Annotated in this window: 21 protein-coding genes; 15 read left to right on the top strand and 6 right to left on the bottom strand. The window is 72.2% G+C overall.

Annotation, left to right across the window (positions count from 1 at the left end):
* The first annotated feature begins 24 nt into the window (after window positions 1-24).
* The 10 genes from ACSRUE_RS09465 to ACSRUE_RS09420 all read left to right on the top strand — a co-directional run bounded on the left by ACSRUE_RS09465 (window position 25) and on the right by ACSRUE_RS09420 (window position 13417).
* On the top strand, window positions 25-1368 hold the full coding sequence (locus ACSRUE_RS09465) for a hypothetical protein (protein ID WP_441290705.1): 1344 nt from the start codon (window positions 25-27) through the stop codon (window positions 1366-1368).
* A gap of 75 nt (window positions 1369-1443) precedes the next feature.
* Window positions 1444-2127 (top strand): RNA polymerase sigma factor, encoded by a 684-nt coding sequence (locus tag ACSRUE_RS09460; RefSeq protein WP_012240442.1) that lies wholly within the window; start codon window positions 1444-1446, stop codon window positions 2125-2127.
* The gene (locus ACSRUE_RS09455; protein ID WP_441290704.1) at window positions 2124-3287 is read left to right on the top strand and encodes a tetratricopeptide repeat protein; all 1164 of its coding nucleotides are present in this window, start codon (window positions 2124-2126) and stop codon (window positions 3285-3287) included. The genes ACSRUE_RS09460 and ACSRUE_RS09455 overlap by 4 nt, the downstream gene beginning before the upstream one ends.
* Before the next feature lie 174 nt (window positions 3288-3461).
* Complete coding sequence (locus tag ACSRUE_RS09450) at window positions 3462-4448, top strand: hypothetical protein (RefSeq protein ID WP_441290703.1); 987 nt, start codon at window positions 3462-3464, stop codon at window positions 4446-4448.
* A gap of 61 nt (window positions 4449-4509) precedes the next feature.
* Window positions 4510-5610, top strand: a complete 1101-nt coding sequence (locus tag ACSRUE_RS09445; RefSeq protein WP_441290702.1) for a hypothetical protein — start codon at window positions 4510-4512, stop codon at window positions 5608-5610.
* A gap of 84 nt (window positions 5611-5694) precedes the next feature.
* Window positions 5695-7770: a PEP/pyruvate-binding domain-containing protein gene (locus ACSRUE_RS09440; protein ID WP_441290701.1), complete on the top strand. Its 2076-nt coding sequence runs from the start codon at window positions 5695-5697 to the stop codon at window positions 7768-7770.
* A 79-nt stretch (window positions 7771-7849) separates the two neighbouring features.
* Window positions 7850-8533, top strand: coding sequence for a DUF4956 domain-containing protein (locus ACSRUE_RS09435; protein ID WP_441290700.1), 684 nt, complete (start codon window positions 7850-7852; stop codon window positions 8531-8533).
* Window positions 8534-8635: 102 nt separating this feature from the next.
* The gene (locus tag ACSRUE_RS09430; RefSeq protein WP_441290699.1) at window positions 8636-10765 is read left to right on the top strand and encodes an HlyD family secretion protein; all 2130 of its coding nucleotides are present in this window, start codon (window positions 8636-8638) and stop codon (window positions 10763-10765) included.
* The gene (locus tag ACSRUE_RS09425) at window positions 10753-12177 is read left to right on the top strand and encodes a TolC family protein (RefSeq protein ID WP_441290698.1); all 1425 of its coding nucleotides are present in this window, start codon (window positions 10753-10755) and stop codon (window positions 12175-12177) included. The genes ACSRUE_RS09430 and ACSRUE_RS09425 overlap by 13 nt, the downstream gene beginning before the upstream one ends.
* Complete coding sequence (locus ACSRUE_RS09420; RefSeq protein WP_441290697.1) at window positions 12164-13417, top strand: CotH kinase family protein; 1254 nt, start codon at window positions 12164-12166, stop codon at window positions 13415-13417. Before ACSRUE_RS09425 ends, ACSRUE_RS09420 begins: the two co-directional genes overlap by 14 nt.
* Window positions 13418-13494: 77 nt before the next feature.
* Here ACSRUE_RS09420 and ACSRUE_RS09415 read toward each other — a convergent pair whose 3' ends face one another.
* The 4 genes from ACSRUE_RS09415 to ACSRUE_RS09400 form a co-directional block, all read right to left on the bottom strand.
* Complete coding sequence (locus ACSRUE_RS09415; protein ID WP_437763760.1) at window positions 13495-13851, bottom strand: hypothetical protein; 357 nt, start codon at window positions 13849-13851, stop codon at window positions 13495-13497.
* 109 nt (window positions 13852-13960) lie between these two features.
* The gene (locus tag ACSRUE_RS09410; protein ID WP_441290696.1) at window positions 13961-14176 is read right to left on the bottom strand and encodes a hypothetical protein; all 216 of its coding nucleotides are present in this window, start codon (window positions 14174-14176) and stop codon (window positions 13961-13963) included.
* Window positions 14177-14352: 176 nt separating this feature from the next.
* Complete coding sequence (locus ACSRUE_RS09405; RefSeq protein ID WP_441290695.1) at window positions 14353-14649, bottom strand: hypothetical protein; 297 nt, start codon at window positions 14647-14649, stop codon at window positions 14353-14355.
* 246 nt (window positions 14650-14895) lie between these two features.
* Complete coding sequence (locus ACSRUE_RS09400) at window positions 14896-15183, bottom strand: RNA recognition motif domain-containing protein (protein ID WP_437527485.1); 288 nt, start codon at window positions 15181-15183, stop codon at window positions 14896-14898.
* Between the two features lie 524 nt (window positions 15184-15707).
* Between ACSRUE_RS09400 and ACSRUE_RS09395 the strand changes: the two genes are divergently transcribed.
* The 3 genes from ACSRUE_RS09395 (at window position 15708) to ACSRUE_RS09385 (ending at window position 20137) form a co-directional block, all read left to right on the top strand.
* Window positions 15708-16388, top strand: coding sequence for a methyltransferase domain-containing protein (locus ACSRUE_RS09395; protein ID WP_441290694.1), 681 nt, complete (start codon window positions 15708-15710; stop codon window positions 16386-16388).
* Window positions 16389-16470: 82 nt separating this feature from the next.
* Window positions 16471-18717, top strand: coding sequence for a glycosyltransferase (locus tag ACSRUE_RS09390; protein ID WP_441290693.1), 2247 nt, complete (start codon window positions 16471-16473; stop codon window positions 18715-18717).
* Between the two features lie 34 nt (window positions 18718-18751).
* Window positions 18752-20137, top strand: a complete 1386-nt coding sequence (locus ACSRUE_RS09385) for a DUF362 domain-containing protein (RefSeq protein WP_441290692.1) — start codon at window positions 18752-18754, stop codon at window positions 20135-20137.
* A gap of 12 nt (window positions 20138-20149) precedes the next feature.
* On the opposite strand, the gene ACSRUE_RS09380 is transcribed toward ACSRUE_RS09385, so the two are convergent.
* On the bottom strand, window positions 20150-20752 hold the full coding sequence (locus ACSRUE_RS09380) for a TetR/AcrR family transcriptional regulator (protein ID WP_441290691.1): 603 nt from the start codon (window positions 20750-20752) through the stop codon (window positions 20150-20152).
* A 162-nt stretch (window positions 20753-20914) separates the two neighbouring features.
* Between ACSRUE_RS09380 and ACSRUE_RS09375 the strand changes: the two genes are divergently transcribed.
* On the top strand, window positions 20915-23443 hold the full coding sequence (locus tag ACSRUE_RS09375; protein ID WP_441290690.1) for a PEP/pyruvate-binding domain-containing protein: 2529 nt from the start codon (window positions 20915-20917) through the stop codon (window positions 23441-23443).
* On the top strand, window positions 23436-24818 hold the full coding sequence (locus ACSRUE_RS09370; RefSeq protein WP_441290689.1) for an MFS transporter: 1383 nt from the start codon (window positions 23436-23438) through the stop codon (window positions 24816-24818). Before ACSRUE_RS09375 ends, ACSRUE_RS09370 begins: the two co-directional genes overlap by 8 nt.
* 12 nt (window positions 24819-24830) lie before the next feature.
* Here ACSRUE_RS09370 and ACSRUE_RS09365 read toward each other — a convergent pair whose 3' ends face one another.
* Window positions 24831-25439 (bottom strand): hypothetical protein, encoded by a 609-nt coding sequence (locus ACSRUE_RS09365; protein ID WP_441290688.1) that lies wholly within the window; start codon window positions 25437-25439, stop codon window positions 24831-24833.
* Window positions 25440-25887 lie beyond the last annotated feature (448 nt).

Below are 25887 nucleotides of genomic sequence, written 5' to 3'. Positions count from 1 at the left end.
GAAGGGTGATAATTTTCGGCGCCCGTGCCGGCTGCGTCGCTCGCGCTCGCCCTCCGCGCTGCCCGAACGGCCGCGAGCGCGGTCGCCGGCATCCTGCTGGCCGCCGTCGCCCTGCCCGCCGCAGCGGGCGAGCCTCGCGGCGCCGGCGAGCCGGTGCTCGTCCTCGCCGCCTTCCCGGGCGCCGGCGGCATCGACAAGCGCGCCATCGACCTCGTCGTCGCCCATATCCGCCCCGTCGGCGTCCGCCTTCAGATCGTCCGCACCGGCACGCCGAGGCCCGTGCTGCAGACGCTCCTCCCCGAGGCCAACGCGCTCGCCGACGCATGGGACGCGCGAGGCGTGCTCTGGATCGACGCCGGGGCGAGCGACGAGCTCGCCTTGTATGTGGTCGAGCGCAACGGCGAGCAGATCTACGGCCGCCGCATCCCCGTCTTGCCCGGGCAGACCGCCACCGCCCTCGAGTCGCTCGCCAACATCGCCGGCGCGGTCGCCGAGGAGCTCCGCGAGGGCCACGTCGCCGGCCTGGCCGAGGTCAAGATCGCCCCGGTCGCGCCGGCTCCAGCGGCTCCGCCCGAGCCGGACGCCGCCCCCGAGCTCGCCGCATCCCCCGCGTCCCCCGCGGGCGCCGCGGCCGCGGGCGCCGCGCCGGACCTGCAGCCGCCCGCGGGCCCGCCGTCGCCCTCCACGCGCGCCCGCCGCGAAGCGAGCCCGCTGCCCACGTTCGCCTTCCTCGCCGGCTACACCGGCGCGAGCTTCAGCAGCGCCGCGCCCTGGCAGAGCGCCGCCGCGCTCCGCGCCTCCTGGGCGCCGGTGGACTACGCCGTCCTCGGCCTGGGGTACGAGCTGATCCCCTCGACCTCCCTCGGCGACGAGCAGTCCACGTTCGAGCTCTCGCGCCACCCGGTGAGCACGACCGGCCAGGTCCGCCTCAGGCTCCCCCTTGGCCTCGACCTGCAGCTCGGCGCGCGCGCCACCGTCGATATCGTCGAGCGCGTCCCCGAGGAAGGCACGACCCAGCAGGCGCTCACGGAGCCACCACCGTTCCCTCCGCCTCCCGGTCATGGCCCGCCACCGCCCCCCCCGTGGCGGTGGCCGCGGATGTTTCCGCAGCAGCTGCCGCCGCCGGAGGCCCGGACCGACGTGCTCGTGAGCGTCGCGCCGGTCGCGGAGCTCGGGGTCCCGCTCACCGGGTGGCTCCGCCTCAAGACGACGCTGGGTGTGGACGTGCTCCTGACGGAGCCTGACGCCACCGTACACCCGGCCCTCGCGCTTTCGGCCAATCCGGTGCGGATCCTCGCCGGCGTCGGGCTGGAGCTCGGCCTCGCCCTGCCGGCCCCGCCAGCCCCCGCGGGCATGGTCAGGAAATGACCACCCGCGCCGCATGACCCGACACGAAAGGAAAATTGACCCGCTTCGGGCCGTGCGACGCACCAGGTCGAAGCGATGGACGCTGAGCACGCGCGAGCTCTCTCCAGGAGCCTCGGCCCCCTGCCCGAGCCGCTCCTGGCCAGCGCCATGACGCGCCCCGTCCCCGCCCCGCCGCCTGCCCCGTCGGCCGCCGTGTCCTCGCCGTCTGACCTCGAACGGATGCGCCACGCCGGCGCGGGGGACCCGGAGGCCCAGGCCTGGCTCATGACGCACGTGATCTCGCGGGTCCGCCGGATCGCGCGGACGTTCCTCCGCAGCGCGGCCGACGCCGACGACGCCGCGCAGCTCGCCCTGCTCGCGATCCTCGAGAGCGCGTCGAGCTACCGCGGCGACGCCGCCGTCGAGGCCTGGGCCAGGCGCGTCGCCGTCCGGACGATCCTCCGGTACGCCAGGCAGCAGCGCAGGGAAGGCGCGCCCGTGGCCCCGGAGAGCGCGATCGACGAGGAGATCGCCCAGGCGCCATACCAACCCCCGTTCGAGGCCCTCCCGCGCGAGGCGCGCGCGTACCTCGACGAGCTGCCGGAGGCGCAGCGCCATGTGATCCTCCTGCACCACGCGCTCGATTACTCCATCGAGGAGATCGCCGGAATGACCGAGGTCAGCGCCGATACGGTGAAGAGCCGGCTGCGCCTCGGGATCGGCGCGCTCCGCAAGCAGGTGCGACAGGACCTCGCCGTCGGCCGGAAGAGAGCATCATGACAGGGACGCAGAAGTCCGAGATCGATCTGGACCTCCTGCCCGCGATCCTCGCCGCGCAGGCGCGCGGCGAGCCGATCCGCCCCGAGGACGCGGAGCTCCTCCGCCGCGCCGAGCAGGACGACCCCGAGCTCCGCGGCGAGGCGCCGCTCTGGGCCGCCATCGGCAGGCTCGGCGACGCGCGCGGCGACGGCCGCGAGCTCAGCGACGCCGCCATGCTCCAGCAGGTGCTCGCGCGCGCCCGCCTCGGGCCCGGGGGCGCCCGCGTCGAGCCCCGAGCCGGTCGCCTCGACCCGAGGGGCGCCCGCGCCGAGGCCGCGCCCGAGAGCACGGAGCGGCTGCGCGCGGCGCCTCGGCCGATGCTGCGGCGCGGGATCGCCGGGTCGCTCGCGGGCGTCGCCGCCGCGGCGACGCTCCTGGCCGCGCTCGCGGCGGAGCTGTTCGACGGGCCCGCGCAGGCGCCGGCGCCGAGCGGGAGCGAGACGCTCGATCCGAGCGGCGCGCGGCGCACGGTCCTGAGCCTCCCGACGCTTTCGGTACCGCAAGCGCCTCCGCCAGGCGCCGGCGCGCCCGCAGGCGAGCCCTCGCCAGGCGCCGGGGAGCCCTCGCCAGGCGCCGGCGCGCCCTCGTCAGGCGCCGGGGAGCCCGCCGGCGAGCCGCCGCCCGGCGCGAGCGCGCCCGCCGCCGACCCCTCGCCCGGCGCCGGCGAGCTCGCGGCCGCCGGCGCCGCCGGCGCCCGGGATCGCGCGCAGCAGCCGCCCAGGCCGCGCGCGGAGGAGCCCGCGGCGGGCCCGCAAGCGCTGCTCCTGCGCGCGCAGTCCCAGCTCGGCCAGGGGAAGAGCGCCGAGGCGAACGCCTCCTACCGCGCCCTGCTCGCGCAGTACCCGGCGAGCCCCGAGGCGCGGGCGGCCCTGGTGTCGCTCGGGCAGATCGCGCTCCACCAGGGCAAGGCGGCGGAGGCGCTCGGCTATTTCGATCGCTACCTCGCCGGCGCCGGCGGCCCCCTCGCCGCGGAAGCCCGGGTCGGCCGGGTGCAGAGCCTGCGCCGGCTCGGGCGGGCGGCCGACGAGCGCGCGGCCATCGCCGATTTCCTCGCGCGTCACGGCGAGAGCGTCCACGCGCCGCGGCTGCGCGCGCGCCTGTCCGAGCTCGGCGGCGGCTGAGCGCAGGGGCCTGACGCCGGATCGCCGGCGTCCGCGCGGTGGGGCTTCTTCAAAAAAGATTGACCCCTGATCCCGTCGCGTCGCCACCTGGCCATCGACATGTCGCAAAACCTTTGCCGAATTGAAAAATTCCCCTCACGAGGCGGATGGCGCGCCGGCGTCCTTGGCGCGGTCGTGGCCCTCGTGTCGCTCGCCTGCTCGAGCTCCGGGGGTGGTACCAACGACCCGTCGGGCTCGGGGGGCTCGGCCGGCGGCGCCGGCGGCTCCGGCGGCTCCACAGGGTCGGGCGAACCGACCGGCGACCCCACGAAGCTCGTCGGCGCCTTCCAGGTGCGCTCGTTGCCTGCTGCCGAGCCGGGCGCGGCGGGCAGCACGGCGGTGATCGGGAAGATCTACGACGGCCCCACGCCCTCGCAGCTCATCTGGGAGGTGCAGGCCGAGGAGGAGGGCTGTCAGCTCCTCACGCCGCGCGTCCCGTTCTGCAACGAGCCCTGCGGGGGCAGCGCCGTCTGCGTGGAGGACGACACGTGCCAGCCCTACCCGGCCGCGCACAGCGCCGGCAACGTGACGGTGACCGGCTTGAACCTCGAGTCGGGCGCGGCGTCCCTCGTCATGAGCCCCACGGCGAACAACTACCAGCCTCCCGCCGGCGTGAAGCTCCTCTACCCGCCCGTCGACGAGGGCGAGGCGCTCCGCTTCGAGGCGAGCGGCGATTTCTTCAGCGCCTTCACGGTGGAGGCCAAGGGCGTGAGCCCCCTCGATCTCCTGAACGAGACGATAGAGCTCGAGCCCGATCAACCGCTGCAGCTCGAGTGGACCCCGCCGGGGCAGGCCGACATCGCCAGGGTCCACGTGAAGCTCGACATCAGCCATCACGGGGGCACGAAGGGGATGATCGAGTGCAACGTCGACGACACCGGCTCGCTCGATGTCCCGGCATCGCTCGTCAAGCAGCTCCTCGACCTCGGTGTCGCGGGCTTCCCGACGATCATCGTCACGCGCAGGTCCGTGGGCTCCACGACGATCCCGCCCGGCCGGGTCGATCTGGTCGTCTCGTCCCAGATCGAGCAGGCCGTGGTGATCGCGGGGCTCACGTCGTGCAACGACGACTCGCAGTGCCCCGAGGGCCAGACCTGCCAGAGCGATCTCACCTGCAAGTGAGCCTCGCCGATCCGCGGCGCGGCCGACCGTCTAGCTTAACAAGGAAAAGGACACAGAGACCATGACACGCACTTATCGCCCCTTGCTGCTGCCCCTCACCCTCGCGCTGCTCTGCCCCATGGTCGGCTGCTCCAGCTCGGACCCGGAGGTGGGCGGCTCGAGCGACAGCTCGACAAGCACCTCGTCCAGCTCCGGCGGCAACACCTCCTCGTCCAGCTCCGGCGGCAACACCACTTCGTCGAGCTCCGGCGGCAACACCACTTCGTCGAGCTCCGGCGGCAACACCACTTCGTCGAGCTCCGGCGGCAACACCACTTCGTCGAGCTCCGGCGGCGACAACACCACCTCGTCCAGCTCCGGCGGGACGACCGAGAAATTCAGCTTCTTCGTGACCAGCCTCGTCGCCCTGCAGGAGCTGTCGGGCTCCCAGGACGGCTTCGGCGGCGATCTCCGCTTCGGAGAGACGGGCGCCGGCGCCGGGCTCCGCGGCGCGGACAAGATCTGTGCGACCATCGCCGAGAAGAGCATGCCCGGCGCGGGGGCCAAGCAGTGGCGCGCCTTCCTGAGCGCCGTCGCAGGGGAGGACGGCAAGCAGGTCAACGCGATCGATCGGATCGGCGAGGGTCCCTGGTACGACCGGCTCGGCCGGCTGCTCGCCAACAACAAAGAGGAGCTGCTCAACGACCGCCCCTCCGCGGCCGACCCTGCGATCATCGACGATTTCCCGAACGAGGACGGCGTCCCCAACCACCAGCCCGATCCGAGCCAGCCCGAAGTCGACAACCACGACATGCTGACGGGGACGAACGACAAGGGACAGCTCTACAGCGCGACCGCGACCTGCAAGGACTGGACGGCCAAGTCGGGCGACACGAGCGAGGGGAGGCCGCGCGTCGGTCACTCGTGGCCCAGGAACTTCGGAGGTGGCGGCTTCCCGACCGGCGGCGGCAGCACCGGCGCCGGCTTCCCGACCGGCGGCGGCAGCACCGGCGCCGGCCCCGGCGGCAACATCAACATGGCCAACTGGATGTCGTCGCTCGACGAGGCGGGGTGCGCGCCGGGCATCAACCTCCTGGAGCAGGGGGGGCCGCTGCCCGGCACGGTCACCGTCGGGTCCGGCGGCGGTTACGGCGGGTTCTACTGCTTCGCGCTGACGCCCTGACACCTTGACACCTTGACGCGGGATTGACGCGGGATGACCGGCGCGCGCCGCTGCGCGGTCAGCTTACTTGTCTCAGGAGGAATCATGTACAAAGGCACTCGCATCACGTCGATCGTCGCGCTCGCCTTGCTCGCCTCGGCGCTCCCGGGCGCGTGCGGCGGCGGCGGCGGCGGCGGCACGGACGACCCCGGCGTGACCGAAGAGGTCTGCGAACGCACGGACCCCGGTGAATCCACGGAGTTCCTGAAGCGCGTCGGGTGCGCCGCGGACTTCGAGGCGCTCGCTTCGGTGCCCATCGACGCCAGCTTGCCCGGCGCGCGGTCGGTCAAGGTCGTGCTGGATCAAGCCGATCAGAACGCGCTGTATTTCCAGAACAGCGTTCTCTACCTGATCCACTACGACTTCGTGTCATCGCACCTCTCCGGCGACGCGCTGCCGCTCGTCCCGCCCCTCGGCGAGTTCAACGCGACCGAGTACTTCACGCCGGATCGCCGCTTCGTCCTCGGCGCGGTGACGCACTACGAGGGGCCCGGCGTGTGGGCCGTCGAGCTCTCCCCCTACGACACCGCGTCCGCGGACATGATCGCCACCCTGTTCAGGGCGGTCAAGGCGGCCTCCTTCTTCGGGTCGAAGCTCGCCTTCCACCCGACGTCGGAGGCCGTCGCGGCCGAGGCGAAGAAGCTCCCCGCCGACATCCCCGTCGTCAGCACCGGCGATCTCTACGCCGGGATCGACTACCAGCCGCTCTCGCTGGGCACGGCGGTGGGCCGGCTCCACTTCGCGAAGGCGGCGGATCTCGACACGGAGTACCTGTCCCACCAGGACATCGTCGTCCTCGACGAGGCGCCCAACGACATCTCGGTCGTCCAGGGGATCATCACCGAGGAGTTCCAGACGCCGCTCTCGCACGTCAACGTGCTGTCCCAGAACCGGCGCACCCCCAACATGGGGCTGCGCAACGCCATGAGCCACCCCGACCTGCTCGCGCTGAAGGACAAGCTCGTCGAGCTCACCGCGGGGCCGTCGTCCTGGAGCGTCCGCGAGGTCACCGAGGCGGAGGCCGAGGCGTTCTGGGAGGCGCACAAACCCACGCCCGTCACGCTCCCCGAGATGGATCTGACGGTCACCGATCTGCGCGACCTCGAGGAGGTGACCCCCGATCCGGCGGAGGGCGAGCCGCTCCGGGACGCGATCAAGAAGGCCGTGCTCGCCTTCGGCGGCAAGTCGGCCCACTACTCCATCCTGGCCAGGATCCCCGAGGTCCCCATCCAGAAGGCCTTCTCGATCCCGATGTACTACTATGACCAGTTCATGAAGCAGAACGGGTTCTACGAGCAGATCGACGCGATGCTCGCCGACCCGAAGTTCGCCACCGACGCCGCGGCCCGCGACAAGCAGCTGAAGGCGCTCCGCGACGCCATGAAGACCGCGCCCGTCGACGCCGAGCTCCAGGAGCTCCTCAAGGCGAAGATCGAGGCGGAGTACGCCGGGCACCCGATCCGCTTCCGCACCAGCACGAACAGCGAGGATCTCGACGGGTTCCCGTGCGCCGGCTGCTACGACTCGAACACCGGCGATCCGACGGACTGGGAGGACGTCCTCGACGCCATCCGCAAGACGTACGCGAGCGCCTGGAAGCTCCGCACCTTCGACGAGCGCACCTATTACGGCATCGACCACCGGACCATCGGGATGGCCTTGCTCGTGCACCACAACTTCCCGGACGAGGAGGCGAACGGCGTGGCCATCACCAACAACCCGTTCGACACGGCCGGGGTCCAGCCCGCCTTCTACGTCAACGTGCAGTTCGGCGGTGACGTGGAGGTGGTCGCCCCGCCCGCGGGCGTGACGAACGACGCGTTCCTCTACTTCTTCAACCAGCCGAACCAGCCGGTCACCTACCTGACGCACTCGAGCCTCATGCCGGAGGGCCAGACGGTCCTCTCGACGGCGCAGGTCCATCAGCTCGGCGTGGCGCTCGACGCCATCCACGAGCGGTTCTCCCCCGCGTACGGGCCGGCGAGCGGCAACGACGGCTGGTATGCGATGGACGTGGAGTTCAAGTTCGACGACGACGCAAACCCCGGCGAGCCGCCGACGCTCTACATCAAGCAAGCGCGCCCCTACCCTGGCCGCGGGGCCAGCGCCGGGGCGCCGTGACGCGGACGCGCGTGGATCGCGTGGATGGCGCCGGGCGCGCGCCGCATCCGGCGATCGCCCCGAGAAAGAGCGGCTCGCCGTGATAGACTGGGTCGGATGGGTCACCCAGGGGAGCGCCATGGACTTCCGCAGTGCGGTCGTGGCGCTCCTGCTGGCGTTCGGGCTCGGCCAGGCGGTCGCGCTCGTCTACATGGCCACGTTTCGCGGGCTCTCCTACTCCCGCTCATCCGTGCACAGCATGGCGATGGGCAGCGTCATCACCTGCATGCTGATGCTCTCCGTGGGCAGCAGCATCGCCGCCGGCATCGGCGTCGCCGTGGGCCTGAGCGCGGTCCGGTTCCGCACGACCATGCGCGACCCCCGCGACATCATGTTCGTGTTCGCCGCCCTCGGCGTCGGCATCGCCTGCGGGCTCCAGGCGGTCGGCGTGGCCCTCGGCGGGACTGCGATCTTCGCCGCCGGAACCTTGGTCCTCCATTTCACCGGCTGGGGCTCGCGACGCCAGCCGGACGGCTTGCTCCGCTTCACCGCGCCCGCCGTGCCCGAGGTGGAGGACGCGCTCGCGAAGGTGCTCCGCGCGCACTGCCGGACCTTCTCGCTGGTGACGCTCCGGGAGGCTGCGCAGGGGACCGTGATGGAGCATGCTTACCAGCTCACCATCCTCGCGCCCGAGCTCCGCTCGGCGCTCGTCGCGAAGCTCCAGGCGATCCCGGGCGTGCAGGATGTCTCTCTCATGCTTCAGGAGCCGACGCTGGATCTCTAGCGGCCGAGGTCCATCGCGGAGGATGCCTGTCGATCACGCCCAAGCAGGCCCTCTCGCTTCGTTGACGCAGCCGCCGTCGTCATCACCGCGCAAGGATCATCGATGTACAGTTACCCGCGACTCCGCTCGGCGCTCCAGGACGCCGCCCCCGCGATCACCTTCGTGCTCACGCTCGGAGCCGCCCTGTGGCTCCACGTGGGCAGCGGCCCGCGCGGGCGCGTCTTCGGCTACGCGGAGGCGCTGCCCGAGGTGCTCTCGCCGGTCGAGACCGCCCGGGTGGCCTCCATCGAGGTGACCGTCGGCGAGGAGGTCGAGGCCGGGCAGATCATCGCGACGCTGGACACGTCGGTGATCGACGCCGAGATCGCCGTCGCCAAGGCGGAGAAGACCCAGGTCGAGGCCGATCTGAACATGGAGCTCGCCCTCCTCGAGCAGGAGCTCGACACGAACCGCGAGACGGTCGAGCGCCACCTCGCGGTGCACCGCGAGGAGCAGCGCCGGGCGGTCGCCGAGGCGAAGGTGCTGGACAGCGAGATCTCGCGGATGAAGCAGCTCGTCGAGGACCGGCAGGCGGTCCACGAGGATCTGACGAAGCTCGACCTGGCGCACGCGACGGTCACGGCGATCGCCAGCGAGAAGCCGCGGACGCTGAGCGTCCTCACGGAGCAGCTCAAGGCGACGGAGCGGCGGCGGAACGGCCTGCGGGATCGGACGTCGGGACTGGCGGCGAAGCTCGACGCCGACGTGCGCGTCGCGGTCGAGAACATCGCGATGCTCGAGCAGCGGCGCGCGAGCTACGTGCTGCGCGCCGCGAACGCGGGGCGCGTCATCTCCGTCGACAGGCAGCCCGGCGACGTGGTCCCGGCCGGAATGCCCCTCGTGCAGCTCCTGAGCGCGCGCACGGGCGCGCGCGCGGTCGCCTGCGTCCCCGAGCGCTTCGCCCTCGGCGTCAGCGACGGGGACGCCGCCGAGCTCTACGTCCGGGGCCAGCTCAGCGACCCGATCCCGGGCACGGTCATCGCGGTGGGCCCGCTCGTCTCCCAGCTCCCGCCGCGCTGCTGGCTCACGCCGGAGCTCCCCGCATGGGGCCGCGTGGTCACCATCTCGCTGGACGCGCCGATGGCGCTCGTCCCCGGCCAGGCCTTCGACATCACGTTCGACGCGCGCCGCGGCGCGGCCCCCGCCCAGCCGCCGCCGAAGCCGACCACGACCGCGCCGAAGGCCGGCGCCGTCCCGAAGGCCGGCGCCGTCGCGTCGCAGTCCCCCATCAAGGTGCCCCCGACCCTGGCGAGCCGAACGCGCTTCGAGCCGTCCGGTGTCCTCGCGCGCCCCGGCGAGTCCCGGTACCTCCTCGTCAGCGACGACACGGGCCACGAGCAGAACAACGAGGGCGCGCCGTGGCTCTTCGCGATGTCCGCGGGCGGCGCCGTCGCCGCGGATCCGGTGCAGGTGAGCGGCGTCGACGAGCTGAGCGACGTCGAGGGGATCGCGGCCGGCGACGCGGGCGAGATCTACCTCCTGTCGTCGCAGAGCTACAGCAAGAAGGGGAAGCGCAAGTCGGAGCGGACCGCGCTCCTCCGCCTCCGCCAGGACGGCCAGGGCTTCCGCGTCGACGGCGGGATCCACCTGGCCGAGGTCCTCGACGCGAACCCGGCGCGCGCCGCGGCGCTCGGCCTCCCCGACGGGACGCGGGCGCTCGACATCGAGGGCCTCGCCTTCCGGCAGGGCGCCCTGTACCTCGGGCTGAAGGCGCCGCTCGACGCGCAGGGCAACGCGATGATCTGGCGGGTCGGCTCCCCGAGCGCGCTGTTCGGCGGCCTCCCCGGCGAACAGCGGGCCGCGGCGGTCGAGGCCGCGAGCGCGAAGAAGAAGCATCGGATCGCGGCCGAGGCGGCGCGCTTCGACGCGGCCGGCGTCTCGCTGTGGGCGCGCGCGCGCGTCGACGTGGAGCTCGCCGGGAAGCCCACGCCGGGCGGCATCTCGGAGCTCGTCTTCATGCCGGACGGCGCGCTCGCCATGACGTCCACGCCGTCGACGGCGGACGGCGACGCCGGCGCGCTGTGGCGGGTGGATCGCCCCGAGGGCGGCGTGCTCTCGCCGCGCCTCGTCCAGCGGTTCCCGGGGCTCAAGCCCGAGGGGATCACGCCGTCGCTCACGCCGGGCTCGCTGACGATCGTGTTCGACGCCGGCAGCGCCACGCCCTCGTTCGAGGAGCTCCCGTGGGGCCCGTGAGCCAGCGCCGCCGCCTCGCGGCGATCCCCGTCATGTGGCTCTGCGCGGCCCTCTCGGGCTGCTATTCCTCGCCGAGGCCGGCGGCGTCCGACCGCGCGATCGCCCTCTACCGCGAGGGCCGCGCGCCCGCCGGCGCGACGGCGCTCCGCCGCGCGGGCCCGGGCGCGTCCAGCGCGGGGCCGCTCGCGATGACCGTGGAGGACGCCGTCGCCTGGGCGAGGGACCACAGCGCCGAGCTCGCCGCGCAGAACGCCCGCGCCGAGGCGGCCGCGGCGCAGGTCGACGCGGAGGACCACTTCGACAACCCGGAGCTCCGCATCACGAACATCGAGCTCGAGCGCATCATCGAGCGCGAGCCGAGGGTGAGCACCGCGCTCCGCTTCCCGGTGGCCCGTCCGGGCGAGGTCGACGCGAACGTCGCGGCCGCGCGCGCGGACGAGGCCAAGGAGCTCGCCGAGGCGCGCGAGATCGAGATCGCCCTCGAGGCCGACATCCGGTTGCTGTTCGACGAGGTGCTCCTCTTCGACGCCGAGATCGCGGCCGCCGACGCGGTGGCCGAGGCGCGCCGGTCGCTCGCCACCTGGATGAAGGGGCAGCTCGCGGCCGCGCGGACGACGGCGGTGGACGAGGCGATGACGGAGCTCACCGCCGTCGACGCGGAGCAGGACGGCGTGGATCTGCGCGCGCAGCGGAGCGCGGCGCTCGCGGCGCTCCTCTCGCGCATGGGGCTCGACCCTGCGGTGCCCGTGCGCCTCCTCGGCGCGCCGAAGAGCGCGTGGCCTCCCCCGGAGCTCCCCACGGAGCAGGAGGCCGTCGAGCTCGCGCTCAGGCGCCGGCCCGAGATCGAGCTCGCGGCCGCGCAGGGCGACGCGGCGGACGCGACGCTCCACGCCGAGCGCGCCGCGCGGTGGCCCTGGCTCTCCTTCGTCGAGGTCGGCTACGACTTCCGGCCCGAGAGCGTGCTCGGCCTCGGGTGGACGTTCGGGCTCGCCATCGAGCTGCCGGTGTTCGACACGCACCGCCCGGCCGTCGTCGCGGCGGACGCGGCGCGCAAGGCGGAGCAGCGCTCGCTCGGCGCCGCGGTCGAGCTCGTGACACGCGAGGTGCGGACGAGCCTGGCCGAGGCCCAGGCCACCCGGGCCCTCGTGACCGAGCTACGGCGCCGGATGACCCCTGCCGCCGAGCGCGCGGGCGTCGAGGCGCAGCGGGCGATGGAGGGCCGCAGCGTCGACGTGGGGCGGGTGCTCGAGGTCGACGAGCGCCGCGTGCGCCTGGAGCTCCGGCTGCTGCGCTTCGTGCGCCGCTACTGGACCGCGGTCGGCGAGCTCCGGCACGCGGTCGGCGGCCGGCTCCCCGCCGAGGCGGGCGCCCACCGCCGGAAGACGGAGAGCGGGCGAGATGCTCAACAGTAGGCCGGGAACGAGCAGATCCGTTCATGCGCCCGCGGTCCTCGCGCTCGTCGCGGCGAGCCAGGGCGGCTGTGTGCCCCTCGACCCGGGCAGCGACGTGGTCTTCGATCGGACGGCGCTGCACGAGATCGCGATCACCATCGACGAGGCCCACCTGGGGCAGCTCCGCACGGACCTCGACGAGCGCGTCCCGTGCACCATCGTCTACGACGGCGACGTCGTCAGCGGCGCTGGCATCCGGCAGAAGGGCAACTCGGCCGTGGATCTGTCCGAGAAGCCGAGCTTCAGCGTCAAGTTCGACGAGTTCGATGAAGAGGCGAACCTGCACGGGCTCAAGAAGCTCCTGCTGAACAACTCCAAGCAGGACCCGAGCTTCCTTCGCGAGCAGATCGGCGAGGTTCTGCACGACCGCGCCGGCGTGCCCGCGGCGCGCACCGCGCACGCGGTGGTGAGCGTCAACGGCGTGGACAGGGGGATCTACGTCGTCACCGAGGCCATCGACAAGCGGTTCCTGCGGCGGCACTTCGGCGAGGTGAACGACGAGGGCGCGCTCTACGAGGGCCCGTGCTGCGGCGACTTCGCCGAGGACATCGACGCCGTGGAGCTCGACGGCGGCGACGACGGCGGCGGGGCAGAGCTCCGGTCGCTCGCCGCCGCCATCCAGGACGCGCCGGACGAGCAGCTCGCCGCGGAGCTGAGCGAGCGCCTCGACCTGAGTCGGTTCCTCACGACCTACGCCCTCGAGGCGCTGCTCGGCCACTGGGACGGCTACGCCTACCGGGCGAACAACTACTATCTGTACGAGAACCCGGCCGACGGGCGCTTCGTGTTCATCCCCCACGGGATGGACCGCATCCTGGACGACCCGCATTTCGACACCGAGACGGAGCCCGTCGCCGTGCTCCCGCGCCGGATCCGGGAGATCCCGGCGCTCGACGAGCGGTATCGCGCCGAGCTCGAGCGCGTCGTGAGCGCGGCGTGGGACGAGGGCGCCGTGCTCGCGGCCATCGATCAGGCGGAGCAGGTGCTCGGCAAGGCCAGCGCCGGCGACGCGACGCGCGGCGACCTGAGCGAGTTCAAGGCGCGCGTGGGCGCCCTGCGCAGCGACCTCACGCTGCGCCGCACGCTGGTCGATCCGGCGATCGTCTGCGGCGACGGCGACGTCGCGGGGCTCGAGACGTGCGATGACGGCAACACGGCGGCTGGCGACGGGTGCAGCGCGAGGTGCCGCGTCGAGCCTTGAAGGCAGGCGAGCTCGGCCCTCAGCGCTGCAGCCGCGCTGAACCAGGTCCTCGGAGCGGCATCCGAGCGCGACAGCGCTCAAACACTACCGCTCACCTTCGCGGTGCGGGTGCTGCCGTCGACCGATGACTCGATCGTATACAGCGCTCCATGGAAGGAGATGCTCCCGTCCTCGCTCAAGCTTCCGCCGCGCAGCACGTTGGCGGCGCTCTCGTAGAGGAGAAAGGGCGCGAGGCCGACGGGCAGCTCGCTCGCGAGCGTCCAGGTGCCCTCCGCGCCGCCAGAGGCGATCACGAGGTACTGCTGAGCGCCCGACGCGTCGACGAGCACGCCGAGCGTCGAGCCGCTCCGGTCGCGGGACGTCGCGCGGAAGTTGAGGTGGGCAGCGGTGGCGAGCAAGGTGGCGGAGGGGACGGGCTTCTGGGAGGTAGACATGGGTGTATTGCGCGACTCGGTTGCTAGCTCGGGGACAAATTCAAGATTCCGTGTCGTGCCAGAGATGGATGCTGTCCTCGCTTCTGGCCGCCACGGTCCAGCCTCTCACTCACGGACTGAACCCGTCGATCGAGCTCTTTGGCTGCCAGAAGAGCCCATCGTACTTCCGGGGAGATCCCGAGCGGTCCAGCCGCTGGAACGTCTCGCCCAGCTTGAGGTTCCGCTGGCGGTCGCGATCGAACGGGCCGTGCGAGCCGTCCGCCGGCTCGTACAGGGCCTCGCTCCTCCCGTGCACCTGGAAGCGCCAGCAGAGCCTCTGTTCCACGCCATCCACGACCCGCGATAAACACGCTTTCATGGCGACCACTTTCCTTGCGCTCAGCCGCACGGACGCGGAAGGCACGCCGGGCGCGCGCTTCCGCATGTGCTTGCAGGAGCTGCCTCGAGCGGCGCTTTACGGCCTTGCCTGTCGCTCGAGCCCAACGGGTCCAGGCGGCATCGCTATCGATTTCGCTGCGCGAGCGTCCAACTTCGCCGCGCAAGCGTCATTCTGTACCAGAAAACGAGCCGCGGCACCATGATAATAGAGAGGCCGATCTCGCCGATGCGGGGCTTTTTCACGATCCTGCGCTTCAGGCACCAGCGGCCAGAGACGACTGTGGCCCCCTCGGCAGGCGCGGCCGCGGGCTCCAGGCGAGCGACCTGATAGGCCGGGTCGACCTCGAACCAGCGCACCGCGAAGCTCGGGCTCATCGAGGACTCGTGGCGGTCGTTCGGGGAGAGCTCGCCGAGCGTCACGCTATCGGGGGCCAGCGTGTCGCGCGAGCCGTCGTCGTCGCTGAAGCTCCAGTCGGCCGTAGCGGTGGCCGCACGAGCTCACGATGGCGCCGCGCAGCGGCCCCATGGTCCCGTGGCCCTCTCGTCTGGCGCGGCGCTGGCGCGGCGCTCGCGCGCACCGGCGCGCGGCTCGGGCGTCTCGAAGACAAAATAAACGCGGCGGGCCTACACGACCCGCCGCGATGTTCCGGCGCGACGAAGGAGCGATCAGTAACGACCGCGACCGCCGCCGCCGCCGCCACCTGCCGGACGCTCCTGCGCCTCGTTCACCTTGAGCGAGCGCCCATCGAGCATCATGCCGTTGAGCTGCGAGATGGCGTTGTTCGCCGCCTGGGCCGAGCCCATCGTGACGAACGCAAACCCGCGCGGCTGGCCGGTCTCCCGATCGGTCGGCATCGAGACCTCGCGGACCTCGCCGCTGCCAGCGAACGCGGCCTCGAGGGACTCGCGGGTGGTGCTGTAGGAGAGATTGCCGACGTAGAGACGATTACCCATGACACGTTACTTTCACGGCTTGCAGCTGCGCTCGTGAGCGCTCTTCGCCTGCCATTCGATGAAGCCGTCGCGGATCGAACGGGGACGTGCCGCGCAGCGAACCCGCGCAGGCACACGGTGCGTCGTCCAGTCATCCGCGCGAGCAACGATCTCCCTCGCGTCGAGGAGAGAGAGAACGCATCGTGTCGAGAGCCAGTGACGTCGTGAGGGGCCCAAGCTACTCCCTTGTGGCGCCATCAGCAAGAAGTGTCTCGGCAATCTTCTCTCTTTCTTTCCGCCCGCAGCGGCAACCAGCGCGCGATCACGCACGGGATGCGCGCGTGATCGCGTCCGGGGGCGCTCAGCAGCGTCTGCCGGCGGGCGAGCTCGATCCGCGCCGCGCAGCATCGTCAGCGGCCTCTCGCGCGACCAGGGAGCCGCCGCCGGCCGGGCGTTCACGGCGGAGGATGAGCGCGCGGTCCCATCGCCGGGCGCGGGGCCGCCGCCGGGGTGAGGCTCCGCCGCACCCGTGCTATGGGGCCGCCATGCCGAACACAGCCGGCGACATCGACGTGGAGGCGCTGAACGACCGCCTCGCGCGGGAGCACCCGATCGACGACTACTACGACCGCGCCCCGCTGCCAATCCGGCTCATCGAGCGCGAGCGGCTCGCCATCATCCGCGGCATGCTGGGCGACTGCGCCGGCCTCGACCTCGCGGAGGTCGGCTCGGGCGGCGGGCACGTGCTCCGGATGTTCCCGCGGGCCCGCATCACGGCGATCGACGTCTCCGACGTCTTCCTCGACACCGCCCGCAAGAACCTCGCGGGCTACGACGCCCGCTTCCTCAAGGGCGAGGTCGACAAGCTCGACCTCCCCGCCGCGAGCTTCGATCGCGTCGTCTGCACCGAGGTCCTGGAGCACACCGTGGATCCCGCCGCCGTCCTCGGGGCCATCGCGCGCCTCTTGCGCCCCGGCGGCGTGGCCGCGATCACGGTGCCGAACGACCCGCTCATCGGGCGGCTGAAGGGCATCGTCCGCCGCACGCCCGTCGGCTACCTCCTGCGGGATCGCATCCACTGGGGCGGCGACGCCTACCACCTGCACCGGTGGACCCCCGACGAGTTCGGCCGCCTCCTCGACCGCCATTTCCGCGTGACCGAGCGCCGCGCGGCGCCGCACGGCGCGCTGCCGATCCGCGCGTGCTTCCGCTGCGTCCCCAGGTGAACGCTCCCGCGCGCCCGGGCCGCCGGGCGCGCCCCTCGCCCTGCTGCGGTGTCTCCTTCAAGGCAAGATAGGCGAACACACGATGTCCGAACCCCGAACCGAGCTCGCTCCGGAGGCGCCGATCGAGCTCTCCGTCCTCGTGCCCTGCCTCAACGAGGAGCTGAACATCCCCGAGCTCACCGACCGCATCCTCGGCGTCTTCCGCGAGGGGGCGCTTACGGGCGAGCTCATCCTCGTCGACGACGGCTCGACCGACGGCACCGCCACGACGATCCGCGCGCTCATGGCCGCGCACCCGGGGCTCGTCGTGGGGTGCTTCCACCCGCAGAACCGCGGCATCACGGCGGCGTGGCGCACCGGCGCCGCCGCCGCGCGCGGCAAGCTCGTCGCCACCATCGACGCCGATCTCCAGTACCAGCCCGAGGACCTCCTGCGCCTCCGGCGCGAGCTCTACGAGCACAGCGTCGATGTCGTCCAGGGCTGGCGGAGCGCCGTCGGGCGCCGCAGGGACCGCCGGTACCACCTGAGCCGCGGGCTCAACCACCTCTTGAACACCACCTTTGGCATGTCGCTCCACGACAACAAGAGCGGCTTCGTGATGTGCGCCCGGGAGGTGTTCCAGGATCTCTTGACGTACAAGGGCAGCTATTTTTACTGGCAGTCCTTCATCCTGGTCGCCGCCCACGCCAAGGGCTACTCCTACAAGGAGGTCGAGACGCTCTTCGAGCAGCGGCGGCAGGGCGTCTCCTTCCTCGACCAGGCCGCGGCGCGCGCCGTGGTCAAATCGTTCTACGACCTCGGCAAGGCCGCGTGGGAGTACCGCGTGGACCGGATCCCGCCGGACGTGGCCACGCAGTACCTCCGCCGCAACCCGGTGGTCGACCGCTCGCCGGAGCGCGACCCGCTCTCCACGGCGAGGTGGCGCGCGTACCTGGCCGCGTTCAACCACACCCACTGGATGATCACGCGCGACGTCGAGCACTACTACGAGACGCTGCGCAGGACGCAGTGGCTCACGCCGTCGCAGACCCGCGAGCTCCAGGACGAGAAGCTCAGGCGGCTGCTCCGCCACTGCTACCGCAACGTGCCCTACTACCGCGCTCGCATGCAGGAGCTCAAGCTCCGGCCCGAGGACATCCGCGGCCAGCAGGACCTTTACAAGCTGCCGTTCCTCACCAAGGCGGATATCCGGCGCCACCTTTACTTCGACATCATGTCGGAGAACCACGACAAGTCGCAGGTCCTCAAGATCACGACGAGCGGCTCCACCGGCGAGCCCTTCGTCTGCTACGCGGACCGGGCTCAGCTCGAGTTCCGCTGGGCGGCGACGCTCCGGGCGCAGGAGTGGACGGGCTACCGCTTCGGCGACCCCACGGTGCGGCTCTGGCACCAGACGATCGGCATGACGAAGTGGCAGGCGGCCCGCGAGCGCGCGGACGCCGTCCTGTCGAACCGGACGTTCATCCCCATCTTCGAGCTGTCCGACGACAACCTGGGCGAGACGATCGCGAGGATCGCCGGCGCGCGGCCGGTGCTCATGGATGGCTACGCCGAGGCGCTCGATTTCCTGGCCCATTACGTCAAGAGCACCGGAAAGGTCGCGGCCCGGCCGCGCGCGATCATGTCGAGCGCGCAGACGCTGCCGCTGCCGAGCCGCCGGCTCATCGAGGAGGCGTTCGGCTGCAAGGTCTTCGACAAGTACGGCAGCCGCGAGTTCTCGGGCATCGCGTACGAGTGCGACGCGCACGAGGGCCACCACGTGGTGGCCGAGGGCTACATCGTCGAGGTCCTGCGCGACGGGCGCCCCGCCGAGCCGGGGGAGATCGGAGAGGTCGTGATCACCGATCTCAACAACTTCTGCATGCCGTTCGTCCGCTACCGCATCGGCGATCTCGCCGAGGCGATGTCCCCGTCCGCGCCGTGCCCCTGCGGCCGCGGGGCGCCGCGCGTCGGCCGCATCGAGGGGCGCGTCCAGTCCATCATCCGCGGTACGGACGGGCGCTATCTGCCCGGCACGTTCTTCGCGCACTACCTCAAGGAGTTCGATTACGCGATCAAGCGCTTCCAGGTGGTTCAGTCGGAGCGCGACGCCATCACGTTCCGCGTGGTCAAGGGCGGCCGGTTCTCGCAGCAGGTCCTGGACGAGGTGCTCGCGACGTTCCGCCGTCACCTCGGCGAGCGGATGCGCATCGACGTCGAGTTCGCCGACGACATCGCGCTCGTCCGCACGGGCAAGCACCTCGCGAGCGTCTCGCGCCTCAACGTCGATTTCCAGCGCGCCGCGCCCGCGGAGATCCTCTCGTCCGGCCTGAGCGGCGCGGGCGCTTGACCGGGGGCTGCCGATGACAGCGACGAGCCGCCGCGTGGTGACGGTCTCTCGGCCTGGCGTGAGCTACGGGGGCAGCGCGCCCTACGGCCCGCCGAGCCCGGTCTACGAGGCCGTCGAGGCGCTCTTCCGCCGGCTCGGCCTCGACGCGGCCCGCGCCGGCACGCCCGCGTGGAACCCGCTCGGCGACCTGATCGCGCCGGGGGACCGCGTCGTCGTCAAGCCGAACCTCGTCTCCTCGAAGAACCTCCACCAGAAGATCACGGGCGAGCGGCTCGCCGCCTCCAGCACGCACGGCTCGCTGCTCCGGCCCGTGCTCGACTATGCGCTCCGCGCCGCCGGCCCGCGCGGGAGGGTGCGCGTCGTCGACTCCCCTGTCGAGGGCTGCGAGATCGAGAAGGTCGCCGGCCCGCTCGGCATCTTCGACGTCATCGATCACCTGAAGGCCCAGGGGCATGACGTCGATTTCATCGACCTGCGGTATTTCCGGATCGCGCCGGTGTTCGCGCTCGACGACGTGCGCCGCTTCGGCCGCTCCTGGAACCTCGGCCTGCTCCTCCGCCGCCGCCTGCCCGGCGACCCGCGGGGCTACCGGGTCGTCGATCTGGGCTCGAGCAGCTTCTTCGCCGGCGCGGGCGCCCCGCGCAGCGCCGCGCTCCGCTTCCACCGGAGCCATTACGCGACGCCGGTGCCGCACCACACCGGGCAACGGCACGAGTACAGCATTCCCCAGACGCTCCTCGACGCGGATGTCGTCATCAACCTTCCCAAGCTGAAGACGCACAAGAAGACGGGTATCACGCTCTCGCTGAAGAGCGTGATCGGCCTGACGAACGAGAAGTACTGGCTCCCGCACTTCACCGAGGGCGATCCGTCGGTCGGCGGCGACGAGTTCGATCGGCCTCAGGGTCTCGGAGACGCGGTGGAGAACAAGCTCAGCCGGTTCCCGCTCCCCGGTGATCACTCGCTCGTCGCGCGCGCGCCGCGGCTCGGGGCGCCGCCGAAGGTCATCGATGGCAGCTGGGAGGGGAACAACACGCTCTGGCGGACCATCCTGGATCTCAACCGCATCCTGTTCTTCGCGGACCGCGGCGGCGCGCTGCGCGGGGAGCCGCAGCGGCGGTACCTGACGATCGTGGACGGCATCGTCGCGGGCGAGGGCGAAGGGCCGCTCGGAGCGACGCCCGTGCGCGCAGGGCTCCTGCTCGGCGGGTTCGATCCGGGCCTCGTCGACGCGATCGCCTCGCAGGTGATGGGCTTCGATCCGGCGCGGATACCGCTCGTGCGGGAGTCGCTGGGCGGGGTGCTGCTCCCTGACAGTCGCCTCGACGAGGTCGAGCACGTCGTCGACGGGCCCGCGCCGACTTACCGGTTCAAGCCGCCGCGGAGCTGGCCGTCGCTGCTGCCGGACGCAGCGGCGTGACGGGGCCGCGCGTCACGGTCGCTCCGCCGCGGGCGCGAGCGTCCGGTGAATCGCGTCGATCGCGAACGTGACATAGGCCTGGCCCTCGGACCGATCGAACCCCTGGCTCGAGAGGTGCTGGTGGAACGGCCGGAAGTGCAGCGCGCCGAGGAAGAGGTCGGCCGCGTGCTCCGGGCGGACCGGGCGCAGGAGGCCGCGGGCGATCGCGCGCGAGAACCACGCGACCACCTCGCGCCGCGCGCGGACGGGCGGCAGGTCCTCGCGCCGATCGGCCATGGACTCGACGTGCATGCCGGCCGAGCGGAGCACCGCGAGGCACGGCACGATGCGCTCCAGGTAGGCGGAGAGCTCCTCGGCGAGCTCGAGGAGCTGGATCCGCGCGTCGCGGTCGTCCGGGCCCGCCCGCGCGCGCGCCATCCACGGCGGCTCGAACGGCGGCAGCAGCGCGGCGCGCAGGAGCTGTTCCTTGGTGCCGAAGCGCTGAAACAGCACCCCGTGCGAGACGCCGAGCCGCTCCGCGATGAGCGTCGTCGAGACGCCCGCGCCGTGCTCCAGAAAGCACGCGCGTGCCTCGTCGAGGATCTGCGCGTCGGTGATATTCCGCGGCCTTGCCATTTGTAAGTATCATGATACTTACTTCGTGACGTCACAATGACTTTCAGGTGACGGTCGAGTGGACGCTGGCGGCTCGAGCGAGGCGCTGCCCGGAGGGCGGGCGAGCGCCGGGGAGCGCGGGGCGCAGCGGAAGCAGCCTTTCTTGGCCGAAGGAGATGCCTGATGCTTGTTCATCGCTTGAGCCAGCTGTCCCGAGCCGACGTCGCCACGGCGGGCGGCAAGGGCGCCAACCTCGGTGAGCTGATCCAGCTCGGGCTGGCCGTGCCGCCCGGGTTCGTTGTGAGCGCGGACGCGTACGCGGAGCAGGCGCGCGCATGGGGGCTCGCCGAGCGCCTCTCGGCGCACCTCGCCGCGAGCCGCTGGGAGGCGGCGGCCTCGGAGGCCGCGGAGCTCTTCGAGCGGGGCGCGATGCTGCCCGGGATGGAGAGCGCGGTCCGGGACGCGTACCGCGAGCTCGGCGCGCCGCCGGTCGCGGTTCGCTCCTCGGCGACGGCCGAGGACCTCGCCGACGCCTCGTTCGCGGGCCAGCACGAGACGTACCTCGACGTGGCGGGAGAGGACGGGCTGCTCCTCGCGCTGCGGCGGTGCTGGGCGTCCCTCTGGAGCCCGAGGGCCCTCGGCTACCGGGCGGCGCGGGGCATCGATCACCTGGGGGTCGACATCGCCGTGGTGGTGCAGCGCATGGTCCCGGCCGAGTTCGCCGGCGTCCTGTTCACCGTCGACCCGGTGGCCCAGCGCGCCGACCGCATGCTCCTGGAGGTCGCCCCGGGCCTCGGCGAGGCCGTGGTGTCAGGGCACACGACCGGCGATGTGTACCGCCTGCGGCGCCCGCCGTTCGCCGGGGCCGCGGCGCCCGGCCCGGACCAGCCGAACGGGGCCGCGGGCCCCGGGACGAACGACCTCGCGATCGACGACCGCGACCGCCGCGAGGTCGGCCGCCCCGCGCCGAGCGACGCGCTGGTGCTCGATCTTGGCCGCATCGGGCTCCGCCTCGAGGCCCACTTCGGCTGCCCGCAGGACGTGGAGTTCGCCCTCGCCGGGGGCTCCATCCACCTCCTCCAGTCGCGCCCGATCACCACGCTCGGCGCGGCCGAGATCGAGCCCCTCCCTCCGCCCCCGCAGCTCAACCGCATGCAGCGAAGGTTGCTCGAGGCCAACGACAACGACAGGTTCCCCGTCGCCCCCAGGCCGCTCGATCAATGGGGCTTCCGGGCGACGCTCCCCGCGCTCGTGCGCATGGTGCGCTTCCTCGGGCTCGACGTGGACGAGGCCGAGGAGCGCGCGTGGGTCGACCAGGTGTGGCGTCCGATCTTCGTCCCACCGCAGGCGCGGCCCACGCTCCGGTTGCTCCGGCTGCCGCAGAAGGTCGCGGCCAGCCTGCGCGACGACGCGATGGGGTGGTGGGAGGGCGACGGGTTCAAGCGGATCCAGGAGGCCTGCGCGCCGGTCGATCTCCGCGCGCTGGACGACGCCGCGCTCCTCCGCCGCGCCGACCGGATCACGGAGACAACGACCGCGGTCCTGGGCGAGCGGTTCGAGAGGAGCGCCAGCCAGCTGGCCGCGATCGCCCTCCGCGTCCCGGTCGCCCTCGCCGTGGGACCGAAGCGGACAGCGACCGTCATGCGCGACCTCGTCTCGGGCCTGCGCACCCGGACCTCCGACGTGAACCTCGCGATCTTCCACCTCGCGCGCAGGGCGGCGAGCGCCGGACCGGAGGTCGCCGGCGCGATCCGGCAGGGGCGACCGGAGGACCTCCGCGAATCGGAGGCCGGCCGGGCCTACCTGGCCGAGGTCGACGCGTTCCTGGACGAGCACGGCCACCGGGAGAGCACCGGTCTGTACCTCTCGGCGCCGACGTGGCGGCAGGATCCCGCGCCGCTGTGGCGGCTCCTTCGCGGCCTGCTCGACGTCGCCGAGCCGCCGTCCGAGGAGGCCGGGCTCGCGCGATACCGGGCGGCGCTCGAGGAGGTCACCCGCGCGCTCCGCCTCGTGCCCGGTCTGCCCGACGCGTTCCACCGCACCCTCGAGCGGCTGCGGAGCGCGATCGTGTTCCGGGAGCGCACGCACTTCGATCTTGTGCGCTCGTTCTCCGCGCTGCAGGCGATCGTGGCCGAGATCGCGCGCCGCCTCTGCGAGCGCGGGCGCCTGCCGCGCCCCGACGATGTCTTCTACCTGACGGAAGCCGAGCTCCGGGGGTGGCTGGAGGGGGCGGCGCCGCCGCTCGACGAGGTGGAGCGGCTCGTTCGACGGCGGCGCGCGACGTACGGGGTGGTCAACGCGAGGTGGCAGAAGATGGCGTTCGGGGCGGGCGCGGGAGGCGCCTCGGGCGACGAGCTCCGCGGCATCGGGGCGTCGTCCGGGGTGGTCCGCGGCAAGGCGCGCATCGTGCGGGACGAGCGGGAGTTCGAGCGGCTGAAGGCGGGGGAGATCCTGGTCTGCCGCTACACGAACCCCGCGTGGACGCCGCTCTTCACGCTGGCCGCGGGCGTCGTGACGAACGTCGGAGGCGCGGTCTCCCACGCGGCCATCGTCGCGCGCGAGTACGGGATCCCGGCGGTGCTGGGGGCTGCCGGGGCGACCGAGCGCATCACGGACGGCCAGGAGATCCTCGTGGACGGGACGGAGGGCCGGGTGACGCTCCTGCGCCGGGGCGACCGCCGGGACGGCGCGGGCGAGCTCGCCCGTGCCTGAGCCTTCGTCGCGCCTGCCGGTGCGGCTGCTCGCCGCCATCGCCCTCTCGACGGCGCTCGCGCCGCTCAACTCCACGATGGTCGCCGTGGCGCTGCCGGAGATGTCGCGCACGCTCCGGGTCGACTCCGGCGCGCTCCGGCAGGCGCTCGTGACGAGCTACCTGCTCACGAACATCGTCCTGCAGAGCCCCGGCGGGAAGCTCGGAGATCGCCTCGGCCACCGGCGCGCGCTCGGGCTGGGCCAGCTCCTCCTGGCGGTCGGGGCCGCGCTCGCCTACCTCTGGCCGGTGGTCCCGGTGCTCGCGGCGTCGCGCGTCGTGATGGCCGCGGGCGGCGCGATCGTGGTCCCGAGCGCGACGGCCATGCTCCGCACGGAGCTGCCGCCCGAGGTGCGCGGGCGCGCCTTCGGCGCCTTCGGGGCGGTGATGGGGCTGTCGGCGGGCACCGGACCGACGATCGGGGCGTTGCTCGTGGGGACCTTCGGGTGGACCTCGATCTTCCTCGCGAACGTCCCGGTGCTGCTCCTCTCCGCGGCGCTCGCGCACATCGGCGCGCCGCCGCGCCCCGCGGCCGTGACGCCCGCCGCGCCGCGACCGCGGTTCGACGTCGTGGGCTCGGTGCTGCTGGGCGGGTCGCTCATCGGGCTCGTCCTTGGCCTCGAGTCCGCGCACCTCCGCTGGGCCGCGGTGCTCGGCGCGCTGGGCCTCGTGCCCTTCGTGCTCTGGGAGCGGCGCGCCGCGGACCCCGTCATCGACTTCTCCCTGTTCCGGCGGCGCGCGTTCCTCGGCGGCAGCCTGCTCATCGCGCTCCAGAACTTCGCCATGTACGCGACGATCTTCGAGCTGCCGCAGGTGGCGGGGCGGCTGTTCCACGTCGGGCCGCGCGACGTCGGCACGACGCTGCTGGCCATGATGGGGACGATGGTTGTCGTCTCGCCCCTCGCGGGGCGCGGCGCCGATCGCTTCGGGCCGCGCGCGCTGGCGCTCGCCGGCAGCTCGCTCGCTCTGGCCGGCATGCTCCTGCTCGCGGTGCGGCCGCTGGGCGCGCTCACGGACGCGATCCCCGCGCTCGTGATGCTCGGCGCCGGCCTCGGCCTGACGTCCCCGCCGGCGCAGTCCGCGGCGATGAGCGACGTCCCGCGCGAGAAGAGCGGAATGGCCGCGGGCCTCACGTCGACGATGCGCTACATGGGGGGCATCGCCGGCCTCACCGTGCTCGGCCTCGTCCTCACCGACCACCCGGCGGCCGATGTGGTGAACCGCGAGCACACGATGGCCACGTCCATCTTCGGCGCGGCGCTGCTCCTGACGATCGGCTGCGCTTTCCTCCTTCCCGGCCGGGTCGCCGCGCCGGTGGCAGCCGCGGGATCACGGTAGTCAGTCCACGGCCTACGGGGCGCCGACGGAGGGCTCCGGCGCTCTCGCTCCGATCAGGATGCGCAAGTCGTCGAGGTACTCCGCGTCGTCACCGCCGCAGAGGTCCGGGTCCCCTCCCATGGAGCGATCCACGCTCGCGCCCACGATCACACGATAGGCCCCGCTCGCGCCCACCTCACCTTCGTGCCCGTCGAGGATCGAGCCGGCTGGCAGCTCGTCGATCCAGAAATCGATCCGACCTCTGCGGTGAGCCACGCACATCTTTCGAAGTTCTTCGGGACACCCTTCCTCGGGGCTCATCGCCATCCTGATCGGCGCGAAATAAGGTTCAACGTCCGTGTCGGGCCACGGGTTGGAACCTCGGACGCCTCCCGCGAGCAGCGCGCCGGTGATGTCGGAGCCGGCGCGCACCTCGAACCATTGATGGTCGATGACAGGAACGATATCCGTGTAGTGCACAACCCGCAGGAACACGGGACCGCTCTCGGGAACGGCGCCCAGGATGTCGGAATCCTGGACAGCGATCGTCACGCCATGCGCGACGCCGTCCTTGTCCGTGCAGGCAAGGGAGCGTGATGTCGAGCTGGCCGCCTCCACCTGGCATGGCGCGGCCATGTTCACTTCGTAGGAATCGAACCCCTCGTCCGGCCAAGCCTCGACGGTGACCTCGAATTCAGCCGATATCCCGGCCTGCCGGGGCTCGCAGGCGGACGTCTGGTCTGGTCCCGTCGACTCGCCGCTGCTCGTGGTGCCAGGTGACGAGGTCTCTGTGGGACCACACGCGGGCGTCATGCAGAGGGGGACGAGAGATATCACCGAAAGAGCAACCACGGAGGATGTGCGCTTCATGCCGTCACGTAAAAGCAACGCGTGCGCCAGTGCGGAGATGCACGAGATCTCTGGACCTCGCGCCTGGCGCACAGGCACAGCGGCACAATTCGTCTCAAATTTGTGCCAAAATGCGCCGCGCACACCGTGCTCCGCGCCGGTGTGCGCGAGCCGCCAGGGGGAGGTTCGCGCGCCGGTTTTTGATTGACGCCGGCAATGTGAACGTTCACAATTTGGTCTC

Origin of the sequence: Sorangium sp. KYC3313 (assembly GCF_052075895.1) — a bacterium.
Classification (GTDB): domain Bacteria; phylum Myxococcota_A; class Polyangia; order Polyangiales; family Polyangiaceae; genus Sorangium; species Sorangium cellulosum_B.
The sequence above is the reverse complement of the archived record's forward strand: the minus strand, read 5'-3'. Positions and strand labels throughout refer to the sequence as shown.

Excerpts from the sequence above, each read along its gene's own strand:
- ACSRUE_RS09460 (WP_012240442.1), top strand. The coding sequence starts at position 1,444 with ATGGACGCTGAGCACGCGCGAGCTCTCTCCAGGAGCCTCGGCCCCCTG.
- ACSRUE_RS09455 (WP_441290704.1), top strand. The coding sequence starts at position 2,124 with ATGACAGGGACGCAGAAGTCCGAGATCGATCTGGACCTCCTGCCCGCG.
- ACSRUE_RS09445 (WP_441290702.1), top strand. The coding sequence starts at position 4,510 with ATGACACGCACTTATCGCCCCTTGCTGCTGCCCCTCACCCTCGCGCTG.
- ACSRUE_RS09440 (WP_441290701.1), top strand. The coding sequence starts at position 5,695 with ATGTACAAAGGCACTCGCATCACGTCGATCGTCGCGCTCGCCTTGCTC.
- ACSRUE_RS09430 (WP_441290699.1), top strand. The coding sequence starts at position 8,636 with ATGTACAGTTACCCGCGACTCCGCTCGGCGCTCCAGGACGCCGCCCCC.
- ACSRUE_RS09420 (WP_441290697.1), top strand. The coding sequence starts at position 12,164 with ATGCTCAACAGTAGGCCGGGAACGAGCAGATCCGTTCATGCGCCCGCG.
- ACSRUE_RS09415 (WP_437763760.1), bottom strand. The coding sequence starts at position 13,851 with ATGTCTACCTCCCAGAAGCCCGTCCCCTCCGCCACCTTGCTCGCCACC.
- ACSRUE_RS09400 (WP_437527485.1), bottom strand. The coding sequence starts at position 15,183 with ATGGGTAATCGTCTCTACGTCGGCAATCTCTCCTACAGCACCACCCGC.
- ACSRUE_RS09395 (WP_441290694.1), top strand. The coding sequence starts at position 15,708 with ATGCCGAACACAGCCGGCGACATCGACGTGGAGGCGCTGAACGACCGC.
- ACSRUE_RS09390 (WP_441290693.1), top strand. The coding sequence starts at position 16,471 with ATGTCCGAACCCCGAACCGAGCTCGCTCCGGAGGCGCCGATCGAGCTC.
- ACSRUE_RS09380 (WP_441290691.1), bottom strand. The coding sequence starts at position 20,752 with ATGGCAAGGCCGCGGAATATCACCGACGCGCAGATCCTCGACGAGGCA.
- ACSRUE_RS09375 (WP_441290690.1), top strand. The coding sequence starts at position 20,915 with ATGCTTGTTCATCGCTTGAGCCAGCTGTCCCGAGCCGACGTCGCCACG.